Origin of the sequence: Desulfofustis glycolicus DSM 9705 (assembly GCF_900130015.1) — a bacterium.
Classification (GTDB): Bacteria; Desulfobacterota; Desulfobulbia; order Desulfobulbales; family Desulfocapsaceae; genus Desulfofustis; species Desulfofustis glycolicus.
Window position 1 is genome coordinate 26,081 of the sequence record NZ_FQXS01000025.1, and the last position, 23,937, is coordinate 50,017.

The 23,937-nt window shown below is 53.6% G+C and carries 17 protein-coding genes; 7 read left to right on the forward strand and 10 right to left on the reverse strand.

Annotated features, from left to right (window positions below):
* Positions 1-8: 8 nt before the first annotated feature.
* Together gspE and gspN are read right to left on the reverse strand one after the other, a co-directional pair.
* Positions 9-1,700 (reverse strand): type II secretion system ATPase GspE, encoded by a 1,692-nt coding sequence (gene gspE, locus BUC26_RS17285; RefSeq protein ID WP_073378021.1) that lies wholly within the window; start codon positions 1,698-1,700, stop codon positions 9-11.
* Between the two features lie 66 nt (positions 1,701-1,766).
* A complete protein-coding gene (gene gspN, locus BUC26_RS17290) occupies positions 1,767-2,708 on the reverse strand; it encodes a type II secretion system protein GspN (protein ID WP_073378023.1) in 942 nt (313 codons plus the stop codon).
* Between the two features lie 154 nt (positions 2,709-2,862).
* Between gspN and BUC26_RS17295 the strand changes: the two genes are divergently transcribed.
* From BUC26_RS17295 to BUC26_RS17310, 5 genes are all read left to right on the forward strand, one after another.
* A complete protein-coding gene (locus BUC26_RS17295; protein WP_073378025.1) occupies positions 2,863-3,999 on the forward strand; it encodes an ExeA family protein in 1,137 nt (378 codons plus the stop codon).
* A complete protein-coding gene (locus BUC26_RS17300; RefSeq protein WP_073378027.1) occupies positions 3,983-4,606 on the forward strand; it encodes a general secretion pathway protein GspB in 624 nt (207 codons plus the stop codon). Before BUC26_RS17295 ends, BUC26_RS17300 begins: the two co-directional genes overlap by 17 nt.
* Positions 4,607-4,657: 51 nt before the next feature.
* On the forward strand, positions 4,658-4,984 hold the full coding sequence (locus BUC26_RS23090; protein ID WP_143166057.1) for a hypothetical protein: 327 nt from the start codon (positions 4,658-4,660) through the stop codon (positions 4,982-4,984).
* Positions 4,902-5,588 carry a hypothetical protein gene (locus tag BUC26_RS17305; protein WP_073378029.1) on the forward strand — a complete coding sequence of 229 codons (687 nt, stop codon included), beginning with the start codon at positions 4,902-4,904 and terminating at the stop codon, positions 5,586-5,588. The genes BUC26_RS23090 and BUC26_RS17305 overlap by 83 nt, the downstream gene beginning before the upstream one ends.
* An 86-nt stretch (positions 5,589-5,674) precedes the next feature.
* On the forward strand, positions 5,675-7,063 hold the full coding sequence (locus BUC26_RS17310) for a hypothetical protein (protein ID WP_073378031.1): 1,389 nt from the start codon (positions 5,675-5,677) through the stop codon (positions 7,061-7,063).
* Between the two features lie 85 nt (positions 7,064-7,148).
* Here the strand turns inward: BUC26_RS17310 and BUC26_RS17315 are convergent, their stop codons facing one another.
* The 6 genes from BUC26_RS17315 to BUC26_RS17340 form a co-directional block, all read right to left on the reverse strand.
* Positions 7,149-8,624 carry a glycosyltransferase family 2 protein gene (locus BUC26_RS17315; protein WP_073378032.1) on the reverse strand — a complete coding sequence of 492 codons (1,476 nt, stop codon included), beginning with the start codon at positions 8,622-8,624 and terminating at the stop codon, positions 7,149-7,151.
* Between the two features lie 67 nt (positions 8,625-8,691).
* Positions 8,692-11,070, reverse strand: a complete 2,379-nt coding sequence (locus tag BUC26_RS17320) for a spermidine synthase family protein (RefSeq protein ID WP_073378034.1) — start codon at positions 11,068-11,070, stop codon at positions 8,692-8,694.
* 239 nt (positions 11,071-11,309) lie between these two features.
* Entirely contained in the window at positions 11,310-13,181 is a 1,872-nt protein-coding gene (locus tag BUC26_RS17325; RefSeq protein ID WP_073378036.1) for an alginate O-acetyltransferase AlgX-related protein, read from the reverse strand.
* Complete coding sequence (locus BUC26_RS17330) at positions 13,181-14,635, reverse strand: MBOAT family O-acyltransferase (RefSeq protein ID WP_073378038.1); 1,455 nt, start codon at positions 14,633-14,635, stop codon at positions 13,181-13,183. The genes BUC26_RS17325 and BUC26_RS17330 overlap by 1 nt, the downstream gene beginning before the upstream one ends.
* Before the next feature lie 323 nt (positions 14,636-14,958).
* On the reverse strand, positions 14,959-16,056 hold the full coding sequence (locus BUC26_RS17335) for an SGNH/GDSL hydrolase family protein (RefSeq protein WP_073378040.1): 1,098 nt from the start codon (positions 16,054-16,056) through the stop codon (positions 14,959-14,961).
* Positions 16,057-16,069: 13 nt separating this feature from the next.
* Positions 16,070-16,876 carry a TolB-like translocation protein gene (locus tag BUC26_RS17340; protein ID WP_073378042.1) on the reverse strand — a complete coding sequence of 269 codons (807 nt, stop codon included), beginning with the start codon at positions 16,874-16,876 and terminating at the stop codon, positions 16,070-16,072.
* 530 nt (positions 16,877-17,406) lie between these two features.
* On the opposite strand from BUC26_RS17340, the gene BUC26_RS17345 reads away from it, so the two are divergent.
* Complete coding sequence (locus BUC26_RS17345; protein WP_073378044.1) at positions 17,407-19,437, forward strand: hybrid sensor histidine kinase/response regulator; 2,031 nt, start codon at positions 17,407-17,409, stop codon at positions 19,435-19,437.
* Positions 19,438-19,442: 5 nt separating this feature from the next.
* Here BUC26_RS17345 and BUC26_RS17350 read toward each other — a convergent pair whose 3' ends face one another.
* Complete coding sequence (locus BUC26_RS17350) at positions 19,443-20,000, reverse strand: NUDIX hydrolase (protein WP_073378046.1); 558 nt, start codon at positions 19,998-20,000, stop codon at positions 19,443-19,445.
* Between the two features lie 565 nt (positions 20,001-20,565).
* Positions 20,566-20,850 carry a hypothetical protein gene (locus BUC26_RS17355; protein WP_073378048.1) on the reverse strand — a complete coding sequence of 95 codons (285 nt, stop codon included), beginning with the start codon at positions 20,848-20,850 and terminating at the stop codon, positions 20,566-20,568.
* A 236-nt stretch (positions 20,851-21,086) separates the two neighbouring features.
* Between BUC26_RS17355 and BUC26_RS17360 the strand changes: the two genes are divergently transcribed.
* The gene (locus tag BUC26_RS17360) at positions 21,087-23,921 is read left to right on the forward strand and encodes an FAD-binding and (Fe-S)-binding domain-containing protein (protein WP_143166058.1); all 2,835 of its coding nucleotides are present in this window, start codon (positions 21,087-21,089) and stop codon (positions 23,919-23,921) included.
* Positions 23,922-23,937 lie beyond the last annotated feature (16 nt).

Sequence of the window (23,937 nt, forward strand, 5' to 3'; positions counted from 1 at the left end):
CCGGCCGCTCACTGGGCCTGGGCCACCCGGAACACCTCCTCGATGGTGGTGACGCCGGCCAGCACTTTTGCCGCACCGTCCTGGAGCAACGTCGTCATTCCCCCGGCCTGGGCCTGGCGGCGCAACGCGGAGGAGTCCGAGGTCTTCAGGATCGACCGTTTCAGTTCGTCATTCATGATCATGAATTCGTGGATACCGGTTCGACCGCGATAACCGGTATTACGGCACTCCTCGCACCCCCGCCCACGATAGACCGGGGTATCCTTTAGCATCTCCCTGGTCAGGCCGATACCGGCGATCTCCTGCGCGTCCGGCTCATAGGATTCACGGCAAGCGGGGCAGATGATGCGGACCAGCCGCTGGGCCAGAATGGCATTGATCGATGAGGCGATCAGAAAGGACTCGACCCCCATATCACGCAACCGGGTAACCGTACTCGGGGCATCGTTGGTATGCAGGGTGGAAAAGACCAGATGGCCGGTCAGGGCGGATTGAATGGCTATTTCCGCCGTCTCCAGGTCACGGATTTCGCCGATCAGAATGACATCGGGATCCTGGCGGACGATCGAGCGCAGTCCCGAGGCGAAGGTCAGGTCGATCTTCGGGTTGACCTGCACCTGGCCGATTCCCGGAATCCGATATTCGATCGGGTCTTCCACCGTGATGATATTGATGTCGACCCGGTTGATTGCCGACAGCGCCGCATACAGCGTCGTTGTCTTGCCCGAACCGGTCGGCCCGGTGACCAGCACGATGCCGTTGGGCGCCTTGATGATCCGGGAGAAAAGGGTCAACCGCTCCGGTGACATGCCGAGATCGGTGAGCGACATGCGCACCGTCGACTTGTCAAGCAGACGCAGCACCACCCGTTCGCCAAATGCGGTCGGCAGAGTCGAGACCCGGATATCGATGTCCTTGTTGCCGACCTTGATCTCGATCCGCCCGTCCTGGGGCAACCGTTTTTCGGCGATATTCATCCGGGCCATCAATTTGATTCGCGACGTCAGCGCGGACTGCACGTGTTTCGGCGGCGTGAACATGTCGTAGAGCAGGCCGTCGAGCCGCTGCCTGATCTTCAGGCTGTTCTGGTACGGTTCGATATGGATATCGGAGACATTGTGCCGGACGGCCTGGGAGAGCATCAGGTTGACCAGCCGAATGACCGGTGAATGCGAGGTATCATCAAGCAGATCGCCGACCTCCTCTATTTTCGAAAAGAGGACATCGGGGTCTTCTTCGTCGATATCCTGAAGCACTTCTTCAGCGGTATCCAGCGTCAGGTCATAGGCAGAGTTAATGGTCCGGATGATCTCGCTGTGCGGACTCAATGCCGCCGGACAGGACGGCAGATCGAGCTGCAGGCGCACCTCGTCGAGCGCCTGGAAATCAAATGGGTCGTGCACGGCGATATACACTTCGTCTTCGGTGATCACCGGAACGAGCAGATTCTTTTTCAAAAAACCGATCGACAACTTCTTCGTAAACCCGGTATCGATCGTGGTCGGCAGCAGCGGGATCACCGTCATCCGGAACTGTTCGGCCAGGACCTGGAGCAGATCCATTTCCCGCAATACCTTCTGCCGAACGAGAATTTCGCCGAGTTTGCCGCCGCCCTTTTTCTGGACGGCATAGGCCTGCTGCAGCGCCTCTTCCGGCACCCCCGCCCGCTCGACGAGCAACCTGCCCACGGTATCGTTCATCACCACTCTGTCACTCCGTCAGATGAGCTCTTTTCCGGAATCCGATCATCCCGTCGCTCTCACCGCTCACGGCCGGCGAACCGGTCCGAATTGAAACACCGGCTCCAGCACACTGCCCGCAACGTGAAACGGAATCGGACCGGGGCCGTACGTCCGGTTGAGCAGGGCAACAGCCCGGGCCGCTTGAGGGTTGGCGGCGAGGTAGCCGGATGACGGCTGCAACTGGCCGGCCACGGCAACCTCGCTGTCACGCCAGTTGGTTGCCAAACGCACGAGCCCGGTAAACATCGCCTCATAGTTCTGGCCGGCCGCCTCCCCCTGGGACAGGGCGATCGTTGCATCGGTAATATCGATCTCGGCCGAAACCGAGTCGAATTGCATCTCCGTTTCCCTGAGAATCTGACGTTTCAGAGAAAGCCGCAGATCCTCTATCCGGATCATCCCATGCAGGGTTCCGGCAACCGGATCGGCCAGCGGTGCCTGATAGTTGCCGGAAAAACCGGCAACGCCGCTCAGTTGTCGATCAAGGCGCCGACTCACCGGCGCCACAGCCAGATCAAATCCCTGCACCGAGACGGCCGGCAGAGCCAGCGTCTCCCGGGAACGATCGAGCACCACCTCGCCGGTCACCGCCGCTCCCAACACCTCGAGTCGAGTGTGGAACCGGCTCAGGGGATGGCGCATAACAAAACGAATTTCCGCTGTATCGATGACCAACGGTTCCCCCAACGGTGCCGCTTCAATACTGATGGTGTCGAGGACAAGCCCCAGCGGATGATGATAGCCGGCATCGGCAATAGTGCATTCCACTCCGGGCACCACCGTTTCCAGCCTGGCGGCAGCGGCCGCAAGCAGATCTTCCTTGGGAAAGCGAATAACCAGCAGTACCAGGGTCAACGCGATGGCGTAGCAGAAAAGGAGCGTGACAAAGAAAAATTTTTTAACCATCAGGGCGTACCGACCACAATTCAACGCTGCAACGCGGCATCCCGGCGCCGTTATCGGCATGCCGGTCTCGTGCCGCTGTCGTCATGCTCTGCATGATAGCCGACAACCACAACAGGATACAAAGAAAAATGGCAATGGCCGCCGATTTGTCCTATAATGGCGCAATGTCCGGCAGCAGGGCAAACCACCCGGATCACCGTCCCACACGCTCTCTATGTACAAACACTATTTCGGCCTCAACGAAAATCCTTTTTCCATCGCTCCGGATCCCCGATATCTGTACATGAGCGAGCGGCACCAGGAGGCCCTGGCTCATCTTTGCTTCGGAGCGGTCTCGGACGGGTGCATCATCTTGCTGACCGGCGAGGTCGGCACCGGCAAGACCACGATCTGCCGACGGTTTCTCGACGAACTCGACGAAAACACTGACGTTGCCATTATCATCAACCCGAAACTGACCGCCGACGAATTGCTCGGGGCCATCTGCGATGAGTTCGAAATCGACCGGACCGATGCCATCCGGACGACCAGGCAACGGATCAACCTGCTCAACGACTACCTGCTACAGGCCCATGCCCGCAACCGGCAAGCCTTGCTGGTCATCGATGAGGCGCAGCATCTCGATCGCGATGTTCTCGAGATGCTGCGCCTGCTGACCAACCTGGAAACCGACCGGCACAAACTGCTGAAGATCATCCTGCTCGGTCAATCGGAGTTGGCCTTGATGCTCGCCCGACCGGACCTGAGCCAGATCAATCAACGCATCACCAGCAGATACCACCTGGGCGGCCTGCAACGAAGCGATCTCAGCGGCTATATCAGGCACCGCGTTACCGTTGCCGGCGGTGGTCGTTCGCCCCTGTTCGGCAAACGGGCCTGCAGAGCCATCTACGAACTCACCGGCGGTATTCCCCGCCTGATCAACAATCTCTGTGATCGCTCGCTGCTCGGCGCTTACAGCGAGGGGAAAGAGCAGGTCGATCAGCGCACCGTCAAGCGTGCCGCCCGTGAACTGTTCGGCGACCGGCAGCCGCCGCGCCAGAGGCCGGCCCGCCGCCTGCTCGTTCCACTCGCCGGCCTGCTGGCCGCAGCGCTGGCGGTCGGCATGTGGCTCGGCAGCTTTACCTCTGACCACTCCCCACCGGACACGGCCAAATCGACGGGGGTCGAGGACGACACAGCCGACGCCCCCCCGGGAAACGAAGCCTCGGCATCTGCTGACGATGCGGCCGATCCACTGTTGTACAGTGCCGGCAAAAAGGGAGAAAATCAAATCAATATCGGGCCGATAACCGTTCGCGATACTTCGTCGAACCGGCGTGATACGGGCGCTCATGTCGTACATCCTTGATGCACTAAAGAAATCCGCCGATGAACGACGGCGCGTGCAACAGTCAGACCCGCTTCTGGGCCAGCCGCCTGTTTACTCCACCGCCGACCGGCAAGTATCACAGGGCCTGCTGCCGGTGCTGGCGGCCCTGCTGCTCTGTTTGTCACTGGCGACCGGTGCTGGTTGGTATTGGTTGGGTGCGCGACCGTTGCCCGATGGCGAGTCCCCGGCCGACACCGTAATTCGTAACCGAACGGAAAACGGCCAGGCCGCCTCCGTCGGCAGACAGGCGACCGCCCTGCCGGCCACGACGACAGCGCAAACCACAAGAACTCAGGAAGTGTCCGCAGAACCGCCCGGGCGGCCGGCACCGCCAGAAGCTCCCACGAACGTTCCGCTGCTTGTCGACCTCTCGCCGGCCATGCAGGCGGCAATCCCGGAAATCCGGTTCAGCGGGCACGTTTTCTCCCCTGTGCCCTCCCTGCGCATGATCATGGCAAACCAGACAATCGTCCGGGAACAGGATCTGCTTGCGCCGGATGTCAGGCTCGAGGAAATAACCGAGACCGGCGTGCTCCTCAGCTATCGGGGTACCCGGTTTCGCGTTGAACTGCTGCCGCCGCTCTGACCGGTTTTTTGGTTTTCCTATAACCTCCATGACGGGGCGTCACAACGAACAATGAAAATCAGCGCCGTGGCCGGAAGATCTGGTTGGTTTTTGAAAGTGAGCGGGGGACAGGTTAAAACTTGTCCCGCCGATTTTCATATGAAAAAAAAACAGAAAATACTCGGTTGGTTTACCGCAAACATTGAAATTCGTTCGCCTTCAGGTATTATTGCAGAACTGCGAAGTCTGAAAAACAATCATCAGTCAGGTTGTATCAGGCCCACCCTTATCACTTCTCTGAAGAGGAATGAAGATCATGCAACGCACAGCAAATCTTATCGCGCCGGCACTGACCTGTCTTCTGCTGATCAGCACACCACACCTCAGCTCCGCCGCTGAAGGTCTCGGAATCGCCGTTAAAGCCGGGACGTTGGGTGTCGGTGCCGAGCTCAGCACGCCGCTTCTCCCCAACACCAGATTACGTGGCGGTGTCAATTATCTGAAGTATGAATTCGAATCGACCATTTCAGATATCGATTACGAATTCGAACCGGAGCACAATTCAGCCTCACTGGTACTTGATGTTCACCCATTCGGCGGTGCATTTTTCATCAGCGGCGGGGCATACTTCAACAATAACAACGTTGGGGTTACCGGAACCATCGATAGCGGCATCATCCCGGCAGATTACTATCGTTATGCGTTCCTCGCCGATCTGGTATCGATCAGCGGCGATGTCGAATTCAACCCCGTTGCTCCGTATGCCGGCATCGGTTGGCGCAGCAACAGCGATACCTCCGGTTGGGGCTTTGCCATCGAACTCGGCGTATTGTACCAGGGCGCCCCCGATGTCAAAAACCTCAGAGTTAATGCGCCCATAGACGTCAACGGCTTCGATGACGTGCAGCGCTTTCTGGCGGAACAGGAGCAAGAGATCGAAGACGAGCTTGACTGGTTCGAATTCTATCCGGTCGCCTCGGCGATGCTCACCTACCATTTTTGACTTAAATCGGTAGTGGCAGAGAACTCGTAACCTGATTGTCTGCTCGCAGCCAACGGGCCCCTATTACCATCTCGCGAATACACCGAATGATCAAGTACTGGACCGCCGCGCTGTCTGCAACACTGCCGCTGTTTATACGGAAACCATATGCAGAGCAATCACGGATAGCTCTTCGGGAGAAAAAGTCGATCATCGTTGTTTCCCTGATACTCTTCAGTGCCGTATTTCTCCTGAGATCGTGGCCGAACGTGATTAATCCCGGCCTCTACTGGGAAGATGCTACCCACTATTTTAATCTCTATTACGGACTGAAACGCGAATTCAGCTTCATTCTCCAACATCCCAACGGTTACTACAACATTATCAACAACCTAGTTGCCTGGCTAGCCTCCTATCTCGATGTCCGGATACAACCGCTAACCTACCATCTCTTCGCTATGACATTGGGTGTTATCACGGCAACCAACCTGATTTTTTCCGGTTTATTGCAGCATCGCTCTATTTTACTGGCCGCACCCATTGTTCTCGGCCTTTCCGGCATGAACCATATTTACTACTACAATACTCTCACGTTTCAGATGTACAATGTGGTAGTACTGCTGTTGTGTCTTTTATTCTTCCCAGCCCCAAAATCAAAAATCACTCTTGCCGCTCTCTGCCTGGCCGCCTCCCTGCTCGTCTGGTCCGGACCATATTCGGTCGTTGCTTTTCCGGTATCGCTTTTGTTCCTGCTTTTCTTTCGCAACGGATCAAAGAGCATTCTCTTCACCGTTGTGATCATCAACGTTTTGCTTTACAGCCTATCGGTCAAAGAAAGCACTATCCAAATCATGAACATCTTCGATGCCGGTACTCGTCGAATCGCTACTCATGTACTCTTTGAACAGGTTTTTTTTCTCGATCTCTTCGGAAAACTATCCTTCTTGAAACTAATCATATTTTCTTTCTTGCTCATCGCGGCGTTATACGTTTTGAGGAAGAACGTTTATTACCTTAAAATCAGCGCTATCCTATTCACCATCATTCTCGCCGGACTTGCCCCACTTTTTCTCAGTATCAAATTCCAGCTCTACCAAATGGTCTTTCCATGCCATTTGTATATTTCAGTTTTCTTCTGGCTTCTTTTCCTTCTACTGACCGTTGACAAGATCCTCGAGCACTGTAATGGTTCGTTTAAAGTTCAGATTCTCGTCAGTCTGCTCCTTTTCAGCCTTGTTTGGGTTGACAACCTGCAGCACCCAGCGAAACGACAGGAAAAGATCATGACGTCTATTCCCGCTTTTGTACAAACGATTCACCGGGTTGAACAGTTGAACCTGGAGGAAGAGAATACCTATGTGATCATCAAGACGGACAATGTCATGCCGGAATACATGCCTCCCATGGTTAGGGTCGGCAGTCAACACCCGGGTGCCAGACGACTGGGACCAAAGGATATAGAACTTGAGTCAGGGAAGGAATTTATCGTTAAATAATTATTGCTTATCCGGAAGAACAGCGGTTTTGCCATCCCTTGCAATGAACGGAAGCCCTTTTTTACGAGATGTGACAGGTTAGAGCTCAGACGAGCTGGCTCTTTTCCTGTGAGACGCTCATGGCATGTTCGAGAAGATAATCAAGCGAAGGCTTCGGTCGGAATGAGCATAATAGCTGGTACCCGAAGAAGGATGGCCGGATGAAGATCAAACCGCGATGGAATGACAAAAGAGCGGTACTTATGAAACGAGTTCGAAAGATCTTGTCATATTGAATCGGAACCCCTGTTTCTTCAAGGCATTCAAACAGATATTGGGAGAACAAGCCTTTCAATGAGCGCAAAGTAAAAAAACGGGAGTGACCGAAACTGATAATGCCTTTTCTAGAGTAGGAAAACCGCCCCAGTAAAAGAAGAATTCTGGTCACGCAGAAACCGATATTACCGACCGCCACTATAATGGTTAGCGTCGGCAGGTAACGGCAGAATTTCTGCAGCTGTTCCATATACAACTCCGGCCGACTGGAAATTTCCCGATCATCAAAAATAATGAGGTAATCGAGCGTATCGCTAATCTCTGGGGGCGTCTTAAGATAGTCCGCCTGCTCATGGCGAACAGAACACCCGTTCTCAACGAGCGCGGCCACGAAATCATCGCTCGCGCCTCCCAGAATAACCACTCCGGTACCGGGCTTTATCTTCTCCTGAACGATAGACTGGATAAATCGTCCTGGAGAACCATCTGGTTTGTCGCTGTCATCCGTCCGAGCACAATCAAATTTCCTATCATAAAATATGTGAAACTTTTGTATCTTGGCCTGAATTGTTGTTCGACAAACATCCCAGGCATACTTGAGACCGTTGACGTGGCAAATCTCGTCACCGTAAAATGTAGGAATGGGCAATTCTTTGATCTTCAATCCAGCAGTAATAAATTGGATAATTATTTCAGTATCAAAGTGAAAATCATTGCTGTTCAAATCAAAGGGGACCTGAGCAAGCGCCGCAGCTGAATAGAGACGGTAACCACTGTGGAATTCGCTGAGTTTGGATCCCAGCAGCGCGTTTTGGACCGTCGTGAGAATCTTGTTGCCGACAAATTTATAGAGTGGCATGCCTCCTTTGAGCGCCGAGGTTCCCTGCATCATCCGTGAACCGAATACGGCATCAACCCCATCGTTCGCCAGAGATCCGGCGAGATCGGGCAGACACTCTGGAGCATATTGTCCGTCTCCGTGCACCAGAGCCACCCAATCAAATCGGTTGCGCAAGGCGTAGTGAAACCCGATTTTCTGGTTTCCGCCATAGCCCTGATTCACCGGATTAAACAGGACGGTCATGGTAAATGGCACATCACCACTTCGCTTGATCAGCTCGCTCTTGGCAAAGGTCTCATCCTGTGACGAATCGTCGATGATCAGAATCTCAACATCGTAGGACCTCGACAAGCCTATCGGGATTCGTTTGATCACCGCCTCAATGGTTTTTTCAGCATTGTAAGCAACGATAAAAATCAGCAGTCGGCCGCGCTGTCTTTCGTGCTCTTCTGGTAAACTGTTCATAGTTCAAGACGTTGGTGTTTCCGGCTTCACAAATCGCAACCGATTCATGTAGCTCAGTCGATACAAACTACCGCGCTGCATGTCTCAATCTACTAAACATCAGGAAAGCGACAGCGTAGATCAGAATCGCCACGATCACGGTAAATCGGAATCCGAGATAGATCGACAAGAGAACGCTACTCAGGCCCCCGACTACTGTAAAAAGACCGTTCATAGCCCAGGCCCAGGCTATTGATCCGCGTGGTTGCCGGGCGATTGCAAGAATACCGAGCGGGAAGGGCATTCCAAGAAAAAAACCAAGCGGGAAAATCAATACGGTAGCCGCGATCACCCGCGCGATCGTCGGCAACTGCATGAACAGTTCAAAATAAGCTTCGTAGCCAATGAGGATCAGTACGCTAAACACCAGGGCGCCGGCGAATGGTACAAACCATCTCTGATTCGGTGAAATACTCATCTTCTCGGACATGACGCTGCCAAAACCTGCCGAGATCAACATAGCGAAAACAATTGTCGAATAGGTATAAAGTGGATAACCGATCAACTTCATAAAAATCTGGATAAAGACCAGCTCAAAGATGATAAAACCAGCACCCAGGCAGGAAAAATAGATCAAACTCGCAATCTTGCCTTCCCATTTTTCTCTCCCAGCCCGGGAGAAATACATCGGGACGAACACAAAGAGGACAATGAAAAAGAGCGAAGCTCCACCAGTGACTATCAGATGGATGACATCGGTTGCAATCCAGCCGCTTTTCAACTGGGAATTGAGCAATGAGGCCGTTGAGAAATTAAGATACTTCGAAGGATCCGCATCAAGTTCGACAAATGACTTTCGCAAGAAATTGAAATACGGTCGATCATCCGTCGAAGCGGCTACGCGATAGTTGACTTGATCAATGGTCTGGTGAGCCAGGGTACCGGAGAAAAATTCCGCGGGAAGCATGTTGCTTTCCGGCTTGAGGGGGTGTACCACCATCTCTATTACCGGATGAAAATACGATCGCACCTCAGCAATTTCAGCCTCCGTCCACGGTTGCATTTTCACCATCAAGGTCGGAAGGTTATCCTGGAATCCTTCCTTGACGGCTTCCAGGACAAGGATGTGCCTGAGAAAATCTGTTTTCCCCAACTCGTGCCACGCCTGGGCTGCCGTGGTCACCATCTTGGGATAAACGTGATGGTTAATGTGGAGAATTCCGTCGCCCTTCAGGTGCGTGAAATATTCTTTATATGCTTCAACCGTCTGCAGGTAGGTCGTTGCCATCGCGCCCGTACCTGCGGCAATACTCGAGCTTGTGTGGTTGCTGTACATCTGGATGATATCGTACTTCTTATCAATCGATCTCAGGAAACTGCGGCCCTCACCTTTAAGGGCGTTGACGTTTGGATGATTAAAGATGTTTCCATTGTAATCGGCGTATTTGTTTTTGCCGATTTCGATGACGTACCCAACCAGCTCAACAGCATCGACATGGGACGCACCGAACATCAATGCAGCTTTGGTCTCTGAACCACCGGCCGCACCGATCACCAGCGCCTCGTGACCGGTATCCTTTTTCATGGCGTGGGAGATATAAACGCTGCTTCCGTAAAAATGATATCCCGTGCCGGTCCTGACATCTTCCCGCAATTTTTCATAGTCACCGTCAAAAGGAATAATAAAGCTCGATTGCGAACCGCCATCGTAGGCAATGTGCTTCATCTTGCCATAATCGATAACCTCGATCTTGGAAATTGGATCCCAGTGTTCATCCTCGATAAGATTGCGTTCACGAGCACCCTTCACTCCTCGCTTGTCAATGTGATCCTTGAATTCAAAATAGCCGTCCTTGGCGAACGGAATAACGGCCACACCAAGAGCCACCACGACGGCAATCAACGACCAGGTTCTTCTCTCAGAAAAACACGCTGAAGCAATCAAACCGAATGCGCATGCAAGAAACATAATTCCCCCGGGACCAATCGACGGGAGAAAGGGAATAAGGATCAAACAGCCCAGGGCCGCCCCACTGAGATCCCAACAGTAGAGGCTCTGAATTTTGTCTGCGTAAAACGAAAAAACGGTCGTAAAAATCAAACCGGCCAGGAAAAAAGGGATGATCAGGAACAGATACATCACGAGAAACAGCGCCCCTGCTTTTACCGGCGAGGTATAGAGCGTGTTAAAATCGAAGGGAATCCAATTCATGGCCGGTAATACGGCAAGGCTGAACAGGGCGAAGATCAGGGCGAGTACCGACAGATATCCATGGACATTCTTGTCGATCGGGCGAGGGCGTAACGAACTGTATATCCCCGAAAGCCCAAAACAGAACATGGCGAGGGTGATAACCATATAGGCCATGTTGGAATACCAGATAACATCAAACACTCTGACGAGATTGAGCTCGAGCATGAGTGTCGTCAAAGCGACACAGAATAGACCGATACTGATTTTCAGCATGTAAGACTACCTCGATAAATATCTTCTATATGCCAAGTCTGGCATTCCAATCAACTCGTTAACAGGCCGCAGGAGAAATTGCGTATATCTCAGGTCCCCCCCAGCCTTTTTGATTACGGCAGCCCCCCGCTCTCATACGGCCTTTACCAAGAGCAACATACTTAACGTATCACCATCTATCAGGCAAGAAATAACGGACAGCCGCATGGCCACAGGGCTTGATGCTGACAAATTGACACTCATTGCGAGTTTTTTACCAAAGGCAGATCGGAGCGTATCTCAAGTTTTTCAGGTGCGCAGCGTTTTCCCCGAGGTGTTGGAACCGCGACGACCACTCTTCCCGTGCTCTCCACAGCGGGCAACTCAAGAAAAAGCTGTCGCCCTTCGGCATGAATATCGTTTGCTGCTAAATCAAAGGATTGATCGTTCGTGTCATAGAGGCGAATATCAGCCCCACATTGATCTTCAGCGGCGAACGTGATACGAGCCACCCGGACCTCGCCCGTTGCCGGTGGCGGAAGGTCGGACAGTTTCACTTCCCACGTAACCTCTTGGTCGCTTATCTGGTGCAGGCGCGTGAATTGTTTTGGCCGGACCGTACGATGCGCTTGATGATCAAGAAATTTACCGCGCAGATAGCTGGAATGAAAACCGGCAGGGTTCTCCGGGACCTCGCGAAGAATGAACATATTGAGGATTTCCTGGATGACAATATCGGGTTTTTCATAATTGAAAATATGCTCAGGAAAATTGACCACCGTACGTGCATTCAGGACACGCTGGGCGTCGGCACTGAAAAAGTAAACGCATTTTTCAAGAAAGGAATCACCGAGCAGCAAGAGGGAGCGAAGTGGTGCATCAGGGTTTCTGATCAACCTTATCTGAAGCGTACTCCCGTCCTCGGCGGTCAACATCTTTTGCGGAGGATATACATCATGAATTCCACTAGGAGGCACATCAAGCGCCGAGTCGTATCGCCCCCCAAGTTTGGGTATCATTTTGATATAATGTTCATTTCTGTGGAGCCATAAAGGCAACCCTACCATGTCCATGAAGCGATGATGCGCCCATTTTCGATCAATGGACAACTCAAATTCCGACAATTGGGGATGGGTGAATGAGTTCGCCGGAAAAATATCGAGCATCTGATCGATGATCGTTTGATAGGCAATGAATGCTCCATAAAAATTCCAATGAAAATCCGTCTTGTAAAACAGCAATGGATAAGCCTGCCGTTCTTTAGCGGCGAGCAGCGCTGGAAGGAGGTCAATAAACGGGAGTCGGGATGAAGACTTGAGAAAACCGGATAGTTGTTCGTAGCGAGTGAGCCCTTTTTCAACCTTCTGAAGATTATCGGGAAGGTTTTCCGGGTAGACCATCGCCTTGGTTGGTGCCAAGACGAACACATAATCGATTTCCCGCTCTCGTAACCAATAATAGCGTTCTTCAAGAATACGTTTCCACTGCCGAAGTTCTTCAGAAGAGAACGGTATTTGCCCCATATAATCGGCGATATTATCAAAATCTTCGGTAACACCTTTCTCTACCCGTCGGGCTCCCCATCCTTCAAAGAAAAACCCGTTCTTGCCATAAGCGACATTCTTGTTAGGTGACACCCCCAGTCCATATATTTTAACGAGAGCATTGAGATGAATATAGTTTTGTGGCAATGGAAGCCAGTGTTCTATATGGGCTTCGTACATGGACGGAAACTCGTGTAGCAAAGCAGCCAATTTATCGAATCTGCTCTCCCGGTTCTTCGTTATTTCCTCAACAACATCGCTGACACTTTTCGTCAGAAACGAAATATTGGCAGCAAACGGGTAGGAAAGCGTGCCGAGAAACAGCACTACGATGAGCAAATTCCGTTGATTCTGTTGCTCTTTCGCCAACCTGAACTGATTCGGGACCTCAATCCGCCAGACAATCAACAGGCCGACCAGGCTGATAAGAGCAATTCGGGTCAGCAGGCTTTGCCATTTGCCATCGGCAAAATCAGCAACCAATTTCTCTTCCACGCACAAGAGCAGAAACAGACCCGCGAATGAAGCATAGAGAAGGGTGACATGGAAGTTCCTGTCACCCATCCCTTTAAGAAAAGGAACCTTCATCAAAACCTGAAATAGAGGAACGGGTTATAGGCACCGCCCATCAAACTGGCGACGGAATATGACAAAACGAAGCCAAAAAAGACCACCGCACCAATCGACAGGACGTAACCATATATCATCCCAGACGAGACGGCCTTTCCTTCCAAAATGGAATAGGTTCTTGCCAAACCGCGCATGACCGGAGCGGAACAGATAATCGCCACCACGAGTGTCAACCAGAATTCATTATTGATAATCAAGAACAGTTGGGAGTTGTAGAATGGTGGGGTGGTAAAGGTTACCATCGCTTGAAGGTACCCGATCGCATAGGAGAAGGTCTCTGCTCGGAAAAAGACCCACCCGACGACAACAGCCAACACCACATACGCATGCCTGAGAACTCTAGGCAGTGCCTCGAGTACGGTGTTGATCGGTCGCAATCGCTCAAGAACAAGAAATCCACCGTGGTAGAGTCCCCACACGACAAACGTCCAACTGGCACCATGCCATAAGCCGCAGAGAAAAAAAACGATTAACAGGTTGAAATGTGTCCGGAGCCCCCCATGCCGATTGCCGCCAAGCGGGATATAGAGATAATCGCGAAACCACGAGGAAAGTGAAATATGCCACCGGCGCCAGAATTCTCTCATTGACTGCGCGGCATAGGGATAATTAAAATTTTCCAAAAATCGGAAACCGAACATCCTTCCCAGCCCGATAGCCATATCGGAATACCCAGAGAAGTCGTAATAAATCTGCAATGTATAAGAGATTGCCCCAATCCAGGCAAGACCTGCAGGAATGGTTTCCGCCGGTAATGAGAAAATGTAGTCGGCAGTCCTGCCAAGGACATTTGCCACCAATACCTTTTTCCCGAGCCCAATAATAAACCTCCGAATACCGTACGCAAAATCATCAAATCGTGTCATCCGCCGGACGATCTGTTCGGCAACGTCGTGATAGCGCACGATGGGGCCGGCGATTAATTGTGGGAAAAGAGAGATATAAAGGGCGACGTGAACAGGATTTTTTTGCACGGATGCATGGCCTCTATACACGTCAACAACATAGGACAATGCTTGAAAGGTAAAAAAAGAAATCCCGATCGGCAAATGAACCGTCTGCAACTCGACAGTCGCCAGATCGATATTGACAAGTACCGTGTTGAGGTTATCGACAAGAAAATTGGCGTATTTGAAAAAACCAAGCAAACCAAGGTTTGCCACCAGCGCGCACCCCAGAGGAACCCTGGCAGACCAGCCCCGCTGCTTGGCGCGATCTATCAAAAGGCCGAAACTATAATTCAGTGCTATCGATACCAGCATCAACAGCACATAGATATTTTCGCCCCAGGCATAAAAGATCAGACTGGCTGTCAACAGGAGCAGGTTCCTGAACTTCCGGCTGACGACAAGATAGCTCAGAAGAACTAACGGCAGGAAAACAAAAAGAAAAATCGTCGAGCTAAAGACCATATGGGGAACGCAGAGATCAGCCTTCAACGAGCCTGATCGGGCTCACTGGTAAATTACGATTTAATCCTTCAATATCGGCATAATATAGGCGAAGAAAAACGCTCCTGACGCGAGAAGAAGAGCAGATCCTCATGCCTGAATGAACAAACAACCGTGCTGGACGCAACCGGAAAGCTGTTTCTAACCGAGAGTATCAGGGCTGTCAAGCACCAGCGCGATCATCTCTCTTCTTTCGCCAGACCAGGCAGGATCCAGGAGCACCATGAACCTGGAAGTAACCGTCGGCACCTGCCCTGATGAAGTTTTTTTGAGCCTCGTGATACTCAGTATCTTGAGGCAGGATGACGAGCGTAAAGCCGCCGAAAACAAATCAGCCCCCCTCCTACTGCAGACAAGAGCACAATCAATTGCTGGAGTCGATCCATCTCGACCAAGATATAGGCAAAGACAACAAGGGGATAAAGGAGCGCTCTGACAATTGCCTTCAGCACCCGATTTTCGGCGATGAACTCGGCATATTTCGGTGAATACCGGTAATATTGCTGAACAAACCATCGTCCAGGAGCATTCGTCAGCAGATAGTGATCTCGAAATGCTCTCAGCAAGGATACCTGCGGGCCAAAGGCCGACCCATAGGCGGCTGTAGCGATAAAACATCCGCCACCACCGCCGCCGCCACCACCGCCACTAGATCCACCCTTGCACGACACAGCAGCACTGAAACCTTGGGCAAGTCGTATCGCGCCCGCTTCATTGGGATGAATTCCATCATAGTTCAATGCCGGCCAATCTGCCGCCACCTGTGCGTAGGAATCAACGAGGACAACTCCTTTTTCAGCGGCCAGGGCACGAATTGAAGGATTGTAGGAAGATGCTATCGTGGCCCCGATACCGTTATTTTGCGTGTTCGGGGTAATCGTTGAAATGACGGCGACGCTCCCTATCGACCGCGCCTTGTCGATCATTACGCCAAGATTGAATTTGACAGTAGATGGTGACACCCCCCAAAAAGCATCGTTCGCTCCCTCCATGATCAGGATCTGAGAGGGCCTTACGTTGGTCAGCACATTGCTGATGCGGTTCACTCCGCCGCTTGTTTGTTCACCGCCGAGGCCTGAGTTGACGACGTTCGCACAACCACCGATGATTTCCTGCAAATAGGCGGAATAAGGTAAAAATCCTCCCCTTCCCTCAGTAACCGAGTCACCGAATGCTGAAATGTTATTACTCAAGTCGGATGTCGGCGGTGAAATCGTCCCGGTACCTGCTGTCGAATCATCCTCGCTACCGTCAGTCTGAAAAGAGAAGCTGCCACTTGCAGCGAAAACCTGATCTTCGACATCACACCACATCATGCTGAAAATCCCCAAAACCAACACCATCGTGCTGACCAGAAACCGCCTTTTCATAACCTGAATCATCACCAACCCCTTGTTATCTCGTAATCACTGTGCAATCCGGTTCTTCCGGGGATTCCTCAATAAATTTGACAAATACCTGTCTGGTATCAGAGACAAAATCTGGAAGCGTCAGCGCTTGCACCAGTACATCCTGATCGTCGGTCAGCTCGTCCTCCTCTGGAAACTCGGTCGGTTCTCCCCACGCTGAACCTTCCCAAATACTTTCAACCTGCACATAACCGCCGTTCTGATACCGTTGCCACGTGACTAAAGGGGATCCCGTTTCGTCCAGACTGAGAACCGGCAAAATGTCAGGCACTTGATTCGGGTCATGAATCGGCTGGGCATCATCCCACTCCCCGTTCAGGAAACGGGAATAATAGATGTCATCAAGACCGCCATCATTTGCGGACCAGGCAACCCACACGACACCGTCTTCCGCCACCATGATCGATGGTTTGATATTGCTGGCCAGATCACTAGGAATCAAGGCGGAGGGTTGCCAACGATCACCATCATTCTGGCTGTAACGTAGCTCCATGCCGCTTTCCTCGAGAGCTGTCCAGGCCGCCCACTTTCTCCCGTCCGGACCAATATCAATCGATGGATGCAGATTGTCGGCATTGTCGTCCGTTATTTGCTGGGGCTCCGCCCACTCACCCGCACAGAATGAACTTGAAAATATTTCATGTCGCAGACCGTCGCTCTGGCTCCATATCAACTCTGCGCGAACTGATTGTTCGGTTGCATCAGCAGCACACCCCCGGCTTGCCGTCACGAAGGAAAAGAGCAAGCCGATCAATATAAAAACCAACGAAAACGAGGCAATTCTTTGCGCCATTCTTTACTCCCCCATGGGTGAACATTGACAGCTTCCTTCACCGACACCACCCCTACACGTAATATCGGCACAGGACATGTGGTTCGATCTATCCGGTGTAACTCCACTTTTCAGGCAACAGCGCCATATTGCCACCGGTTTTCTGAAATTACAAGCAATCTTGTCAATTGATCATATTCAGGTTATCTAGAATAGCTGGTCTTTATTCGACAAACGGACATTTAGGGTGAGACACATTATTTTCTATGACATCTTTTGATATCCAGGATCCAACCCGGATACCTGGTTTACCTGCATCTTCATCTCCTGAGAAGAAGGACGTGTGGCTGCTGATGATACCGACATCTGCATGGCACGATCGGTGAGCGGACCCGTTACAATTCCAGCAGTGTTCATAGCTACAAGCGGGAAGTATTTTCTTGACAGGATCTATACATTTATCTGAAATTAAAAACATATTTCCAAAAATAAATTCTGTACCAGACACCACTAACCTTCAGACAAAAAGTCAGACGAGACCGGTGCCGACGATGAACCAAAAAGCGCCAAAATTACGGGCCTCCCCGGCAAACAAGGGAGATAATTCATCCGGCCCGCCGGTCTCCGAGCCAACTGGCTACCAACCCCTGGCACAACGCAACGAACACCTCCTGCAGCAGCTGCTCGACACGGTACCGCATTGCGTGTTCTGGAAGGATGAGCACTTCGTCTTCCAGGGCTGCAACCGGCAATTTGCTACTCTTGTCGGCCTGAACGAACCGAACGACATCATCGGCAAGACCGATTACGATCTGCCGGTCCCGAAAAAAGACGCTGATTTTTACCGGTTCTGCGATGAACGGATCATCGAGTGCGACCGTGCAGAGTACAATTTCGTCGAGACATTGCAATGCTGCGATGATCAGCGCGTCTGGCTGAGAACCAACAAAATGCCGCTCCATGATGAAACCGGCAGCGTCATCGGAGTACTCGGCATCGCCGAGAATATTACCGAGCAAATCGGCATCGAAAAGCGGCTGCGCCATTACGAGGTGATGGCCTCCACCGTCGACGACCTGCTGGCGATCATCAGCCCCGAATACCGGTTCCTCGCCGTCAACGATGCTTATTGTGCCGCATATGCCCGCTCCCGCGATGAGTTGGTCGGCATGCACGTTCGTGAGTTGATCGGCGAGGAGTTATTCGAAACCACGATGAAGGAGCGGATCGACCAGGCACTGGCCGGTAATCTTACCCACTTCGAGGGCTGGCGCGTCTTTCCCGGCTCCGGGGAGCGCCATATCCACTACACCTACTATCCGGTATTCAACGACACGGAAAAAGTGGTCGGCCTCGTCACCAAGGTACACGACAACACCAGGGCCAAACGGTTGGAAAACCAATTACAACAGTCGCAGAAGATGGAAGCCATCGGCCGGCTGGCCGGTGGCATCGCCCATGATTTCAACAATATTCTCAGCATTATCAACGGCTATTCAGATATCTGCCTGTTCGAAATGGCCTCGGACAATCCCTACCGTAGCAAAATCGAACAGATCAACGAGGCAGGCAATCGTGCCGCCAGGTTGACTCAGCAATTACTCGGTTTCAGCAGAAAACAGATCATCCAACCGCAACTGCTCGATCTTGCCGAGGAGATCAAGGTGCTCAACCGAATGCTCACCCGCCTGCTCGGGGAAGGAATCAAACTGCGCACCGTTGTCGACGAGCAACTCTGGTTTGTCAAAATGGATCGCTCCCAATTCGAGCAGGTTATTCTCAACCTGGCGGTCAACGCCCGTGATGCAATGGACGAAAGCGGCAAACTGACCATCAGGATCAGCAACCGGACGATTGCGGAACAATACCGCTCCGGGCGCTACGATGTTGCCGCCGGCGATTACGTACAACTCGCCTGCTGCGATACCGGTTCGGGCATGAACCCGGAGGTTCAGGCCCGGATCTTCGAACCCTTCTTCACGACCAAACCCAAAGGTGTCGGCACCGGGTTCGGCCTCTCAACCGTCTACGGCATTATCAAGCAGAATAACGGCTTCATATCAGTTGCCAGCGAAGAAGGCAACGGCGCGGTCTTCACGCTGCTGCTGCCCCGCTGTCACGGCACGGACGCACAGATCCGCCCCCACCACCCCGGCGAAGACTCGGCGGTATTGCCTCGGGGCGTCGAGACGATTCTGCTGGTAGAGGACGATCACGCCGTGCGAGGGCTCTGCGTCACCATCCTTACAGATCTCGGGTATACCGTTCTGGAAGCGGGTAACGGCAAGGAGGCCGTCGAAACAGTCAAGCACTTTCATGGGCAGATCGACCTGTTGCTCACCGATGTGGTCATGCCCGAGATGAGCGGTCCTGAAGCGGCAGCCATCCTCAGTACCATGCAGTCCGGGTTGCAGATCCTGTTTATGTCCGGTTATACGGAAGATGCCATTGTGCGCCACGGCGTCCTCGGCAGTGACATCAATTTTTTGCAGAAACCGGTGGGCCCGAAGCAACTCGCCCACGCGATCCGCCGCTGCCTCGACAACCGGTTGTCGCACGCCGCCGACCATACCGACAGATAGCCTCGTCAAACGCTCCCTGTGGCAGGATCGTCGCAGACAAACAGGGAATGAAGTATCTTATAGGTGAACCCCCAGATATAATAGTCGTCGATCGGAAACACCGCCCGCGCCGTACCCGGCATGACTTCGGTAACGGCGTGGTTGGTACGGTCCCGAAAACGTTTCGTCTCCAACCAGAGATAGGATTCGATTTCCAGGACGGCAGGACGCACCGTCGGGCGGGCGCTCACTTCAAACAGATACGGCTGAACCAGGACCGGTGCCAGCAACCCGCCTCCGGCAACAGTTGCCGGTAACGTTTTGACCAGTTTTTCGGGTGTCAACCTGATACCGGTCTCCTCATCGACTTCCCGGACACAGGTTGCAAAGATAGAGGGGTCTTGTTCTTCCCGCCGGCCGCCGGGAAATGCGAAATGCCCGGACCAGGGATCTTTGCTGTTTCTCGCCCGGCGTACCAGCAAAATCCGTTCTCCCTGTTCAACACAGCGAATAACCGCGACAGCCGCCACCGGTGCCGTCGGCTGGAATCTATGACCGTCACCGCTACTACCCCCGTTGCGCATACCCAGCTCCTTTCCGCACTCTCAATACTTCCCCGATCTTTTTTCCGGCACCTGCTCGGAAGGGATGAATAGGAGAAAATCTGTCCTGCTGTCGATTGTACCTTGTGCCCAGGCCACTCGCCTCAAAATATGCAAAAGCAGGTCAAAGCAACCGTCATGCCGCCCCCGTTGACGGAACCTCACAGTTAATAATAAAAACTATCGCCACTATCGGCAAGGTTGCTTACATCCGCCGGATCTTCCGACCACGACGCCGATTTTCACCGTTCGCTGTGACGTCCCGTCAGGGGAGGGGGTACATGAATATAAGTTTCACAGGCTGAACTTCCCGGGCTGGTTGGTTCTCTTGGAGGCTGCATCGCGTAGGCCCGACCGGGCGGAGAATCTGGCCCGAAGGGTGGCGGACAGGACGTCCGCCACCGGCGGCCAGGCCATGGATGGCCTGTCTGCCGGCCTCGGATCCCGGCCGACCAGGCCGCAGCGCAGCAGCCGAAGGGAGGATCAACCAGCCCATCCGACCACGGCGCTGATTTTGATCGTTCGTTGTGACTTCACGTCAACGAAATTATTTCAATAGTTCGGACAGCTCTTCCTGGGTCAGCAGCGACTTGATGCGAATAGTCCGCTCCGGTTCAGCGCGGCGACGATCCACTCCCTTGCGCCGATCAACACCGATGCGCGGGTTTGCCAGGGTTCGCACCCAGGCCATTATCGAACGCTTCCGACCGCTGCAATCACCACGGGGATCGGAGCGGCGTTCACCCTGAATCCGGCGGTCGGGCAGGACACGGCGACATCCGGTCTGCTCTTTTGATTGGACAACGTGCTGCCGATCAGTCTGCTCTGGCATACGACTCATACCTCCGAAACAAGATTCGGCCTCCCTTTCTACCGCACCGTCACCTCTTTTTCAATGATTTCCGTGCATAACCCCCTTTCCGTACATCAAAACAAACGATGCAACTCGGTAGCGTGCTCGAAACGGTTGGTCGGACCTTTGATCTTCCCTGAACGCCGGAAACATGGTACAAGAAAGAGATGATCAGATAGTGATACTCATTATTAATAGCACCAGGGAGCACATTGATGCCATCAGTAACCGCCTATCGCGATTTTCGCCGCGCCATTTCGCGGAGCATAGCAAAAAAAAACATCATAACCGATCCACTGCGCAAGGTGGCCATCGGGGTCGATGCCAGCTTTTATCGCTTGATCCCGCAGATAATCGTCGATGTCGAATCCGAACGTGAGGTTCAGATCGTGCTGCGCGAAGCGCGGCAGCGCCGGCTGCCTGTCACCTTTCGGGCAGCGGGAACCAGTTTGTCCGGACAATCAATCACCGATAGCATCCTTGTGCGGCTCGGCCGCGGCTGGGATCGCTGCCATATCTCCGGTGACGCCGGACGCATCCGCCTGCAGCCCGGCATCATCGGCGGCCTTGCCAACCGGCAGCTGGCCCCCTTCGACCGGAAGATCGGCCCGGATCCAGCCTCCATCGACACCGCCAAGATCGGCGGCATCCTTGCCAACAACGCCAGCGGCATGTGCTGCGGCGTCGAACAGAACAGCTATCAGACCATCGACAGCATCCGCCTGATCCTGGTCGACGGGACCATCGTCGATACCGGCGATGCGAGAAGCGTTGCCGATTTCCGGCTCAGTCATGCCGGCCTGCTCGGACAATTGGCCGAACTACGCAGCACCATCCTGGCAGACCAGCCGCTGGCCGAAAAGATCCGCCGAAAATTCAAGATCAAGAATACCACCGGCTACAGCCTCAATGCACTGGTCGATTTCGAAGATCCCGTCGATATCATGACGCACCTGATGATCGGTTCGGAGGGCACCCTGGCCTTTATTGCCGATTCCGTGTTCAAAACCGTCGTCGAGCACCGTTACAAGGCCACCGCACTGATCCTCTTTACCTCCATGGAAGATGCCTGCCGGGCCATTCCCATCCTCCGTGGCCAGCCGGTAGCGGCAGCAGAGTTAATGGATCGGGCCAGCCTGACCTCGGTTGAAGAGCAGCCGGGCATGCCCCCATTTCTCAAAGGGCTCAATTCGGCGGTTACCGCCTTGCTGGTCGAGACCCGGACCAACGAGGAAGGCGAGTTGGCCAGCGAGGTGGCACGAATCAGCGAAAGTCTGGCGGATTTTACAACGGTAATGCCGATCAGCTTCACATCGATCCCGGCCGAGTACCAGGCCCTGTGGAAGATCCGCAAAGGGCTCTTTCCGGCGGTCGGTGCGGTTCGCCAGACCGGGACCACGGTGATCATCGAGGACGTCGCCTTCCCGACCGAGCGACTGGCCGCTGCGGCACTTGAATTACAGGCATTGTTCACCAAATACCGCTACCACGAAGCAATCATCTTCGGCCATGCCTTCGAGGGCAACCTACATTTCGTCTTCACCCAGGATTTCTCCAGCCCCGCCGAGGTTGCCCGCTATCGCGACTTCATGGCCGACGTCGTCGACATGGTAGTCACCACGTACGACGGCTCGCTGAAGGCTGAACATGGTACCGGCCGGAACATGGCGCCGTTTGTCGAGAAGGAATGGGGACCGACCGCCTTTGCGCTGATGAAACGAATCAAAGAGCTCTTCGACCCGGACAATCTGCTCAATCCCGGCGTTATCCTCAATGACGACGCCGAAGCGCATATCCACAATCTCAAACCGTTACCGGCCACCCATGCGATTGCCGACACCTGCATCGAATGCGGTTTCTGTGAGCCGGTCTGCCCGTCGCGTGATCTCAGTTTCACCCCGCGCCAGAGGATCGCCGGCCGCCGGGAAATCAGCCGGCGCCTGGCCGCCGGCGCCGGCACGGCGGCGCTGAAACGGCTGACCGGCAGCTATCAATACCCGGGCATCGACACCTGCGCCGCGGACGGTCTCTGCGCGACCCGTTGCCCGGTCGGTATCGATACCGGCAAGATGGTCAAGGCCCTGCGCCAGGAAGCCCATGGCCCGCTGGCCAATAAAATCGCCGCCGCGGTCGGCTCCCGGTTCGCACCGGTATCCCGGACCATCAGCCGGAGCCTGGACGCGGTCGATCTTGTTCATCGCTATACCGGCACACCATTCATGGAGCGGGCCTCCTCCCTGGCCCGCACGGCCACGCTGAACCGGCTGCCACTCTGGAATCGGGAGATGCCGACCGGTGCCCGGAAGATATCGCCGCAATCCGGCGGAAGCGCTCAGCCACTCCAGGTGGTTTATTTTCCCAGCTGCGCCAGTCGGGCCATGGGCGGGCCGTCCAGGTCGGAGAACGAGCGCGAGACACTTCCGGAAAAAACCGCCTCATTACTGCACAAGGCCGGCTACCAGATCCTCTATCCCGATGACCTCGATCGTCTCTGCTGCGGCCAGGCCTTCGAGAGCAAGGGCTTTGCCGACGAGTCGGACCGCAAAGCCAAGGAGTTGTCGACGGCCCTGCTGGCCGCTTCCAACGATGGCGCCCTGCCGGTCCTCTGCGACACCAGCCCCTGTCTGCAGCGAATGCGCCTCACCCTAGACAGCCGATTAAAGCTCTACGAACCGATCGAATTCGTGCTGACCTTTCTGATGGATCGTCTAACCTTCAAACAGAAGGAAACAACGATCGCCATCCACCCGACCTGCAGCACGAGAAAGATGGGACTGGAGACGAAACTGCTCGAGTTGGCCCGCGCCTGCGCGACTCGGGTCATCTGGCCTCAGGATATTCACTGCTGCGGTTTTGCCGGCGATCGCGGTCTCAGTTTTCCGGAACTCAACGAATCGGCGCTGCACGGCCTGGCCGAACAGGTATGCAGCTGCGAAGCGGGCTATTCAACCAGTAAAACCTGCGAAATCGGCCTGTCTCTACACGCCGGCATACCCTATCGCTCGATTCTCTACCTGGTCGACGAGGTGTCGCAACCGAAGTGGTGCTGAAGACTCAAGGGGTAGC

Bases quoted from the DNA above. Each gene is read 5' to 3' on its own strand.
- gspE (WP_073378021.1), bottom strand. From the start codon at position 1,700: ATGAACGATACCGTGGGCAGGTTGCTCGTCGAGCGGGCGGGGGTGCCG.
- gspN (WP_073378023.1), bottom strand. From the start codon at position 2,708: ATGCCGATAACGGCGCCGGGATGCCGCGTTGCAGCGTTGAATTGTGGT.
- BUC26_RS17295 (WP_073378025.1), top strand. From the start codon at position 2,863: ATGTACAAACACTATTTCGGCCTCAACGAAAATCCTTTTTCCATCGCT.
- BUC26_RS17300 (WP_073378027.1), top strand. From the start codon at position 3,983: ATGTCGTACATCCTTGATGCACTAAAGAAATCCGCCGATGAACGACGG.
- BUC26_RS23090 (WP_143166057.1), top strand. From the start codon at position 4,658: ATGAAAATCAGCGCCGTGGCCGGAAGATCTGGTTGGTTTTTGAAAGTG.
- BUC26_RS17305 (WP_073378029.1), top strand. From the start codon at position 4,902: ATGCAACGCACAGCAAATCTTATCGCGCCGGCACTGACCTGTCTTCTG.
- BUC26_RS17310 (WP_073378031.1), top strand. From the start codon at position 5,675: ATGATCAAGTACTGGACCGCCGCGCTGTCTGCAACACTGCCGCTGTTT.
- BUC26_RS17315 (WP_073378032.1), bottom strand. From the start codon at position 8,624: ATGAACAGTTTACCAGAAGAGCACGAAAGACAGCGCGGCCGACTGCTG.
- BUC26_RS17320 (WP_073378034.1), bottom strand. From the start codon at position 11,070: ATGCTGAAAATCAGTATCGGTCTATTCTGTGTCGCTTTGACGACACTC.
- BUC26_RS17325 (WP_073378036.1), bottom strand. From the start codon at position 13,181: ATGAAGGTTCCTTTTCTTAAAGGGATGGGTGACAGGAACTTCCATGTC.
- BUC26_RS17330 (WP_073378038.1), bottom strand. From the start codon at position 14,635: ATGGTCTTTAGCTCGACGATTTTTCTTTTTGTTTTCCTGCCGTTAGTT.
- BUC26_RS17335 (WP_073378040.1), bottom strand. From the start codon at position 16,056: ATGATTCAGGTTATGAAAAGGCGGTTTCTGGTCAGCACGATGGTGTTG.
- BUC26_RS17340 (WP_073378042.1), bottom strand. From the start codon at position 16,876: ATGGCGCAAAGAATTGCCTCGTTTTCGTTGGTTTTTATATTGATCGGC.
- BUC26_RS17345 (WP_073378044.1), top strand. From the start codon at position 17,407: ATGAACCAAAAAGCGCCAAAATTACGGGCCTCCCCGGCAAACAAGGGA.
- BUC26_RS17350 (WP_073378046.1), bottom strand. From the start codon at position 20,000: ATGCGCAACGGGGGTAGTAGCGGTGACGGTCATAGATTCCAGCCGACG.
- BUC26_RS17355 (WP_073378048.1), bottom strand. From the start codon at position 20,850: ATGCCAGAGCAGACTGATCGGCAGCACGTTGTCCAATCAAAAGAGCAG.
- BUC26_RS17360 (WP_143166058.1), top strand. From the start codon at position 21,087: ATGCCATCAGTAACCGCCTATCGCGATTTTCGCCGCGCCATTTCGCGG.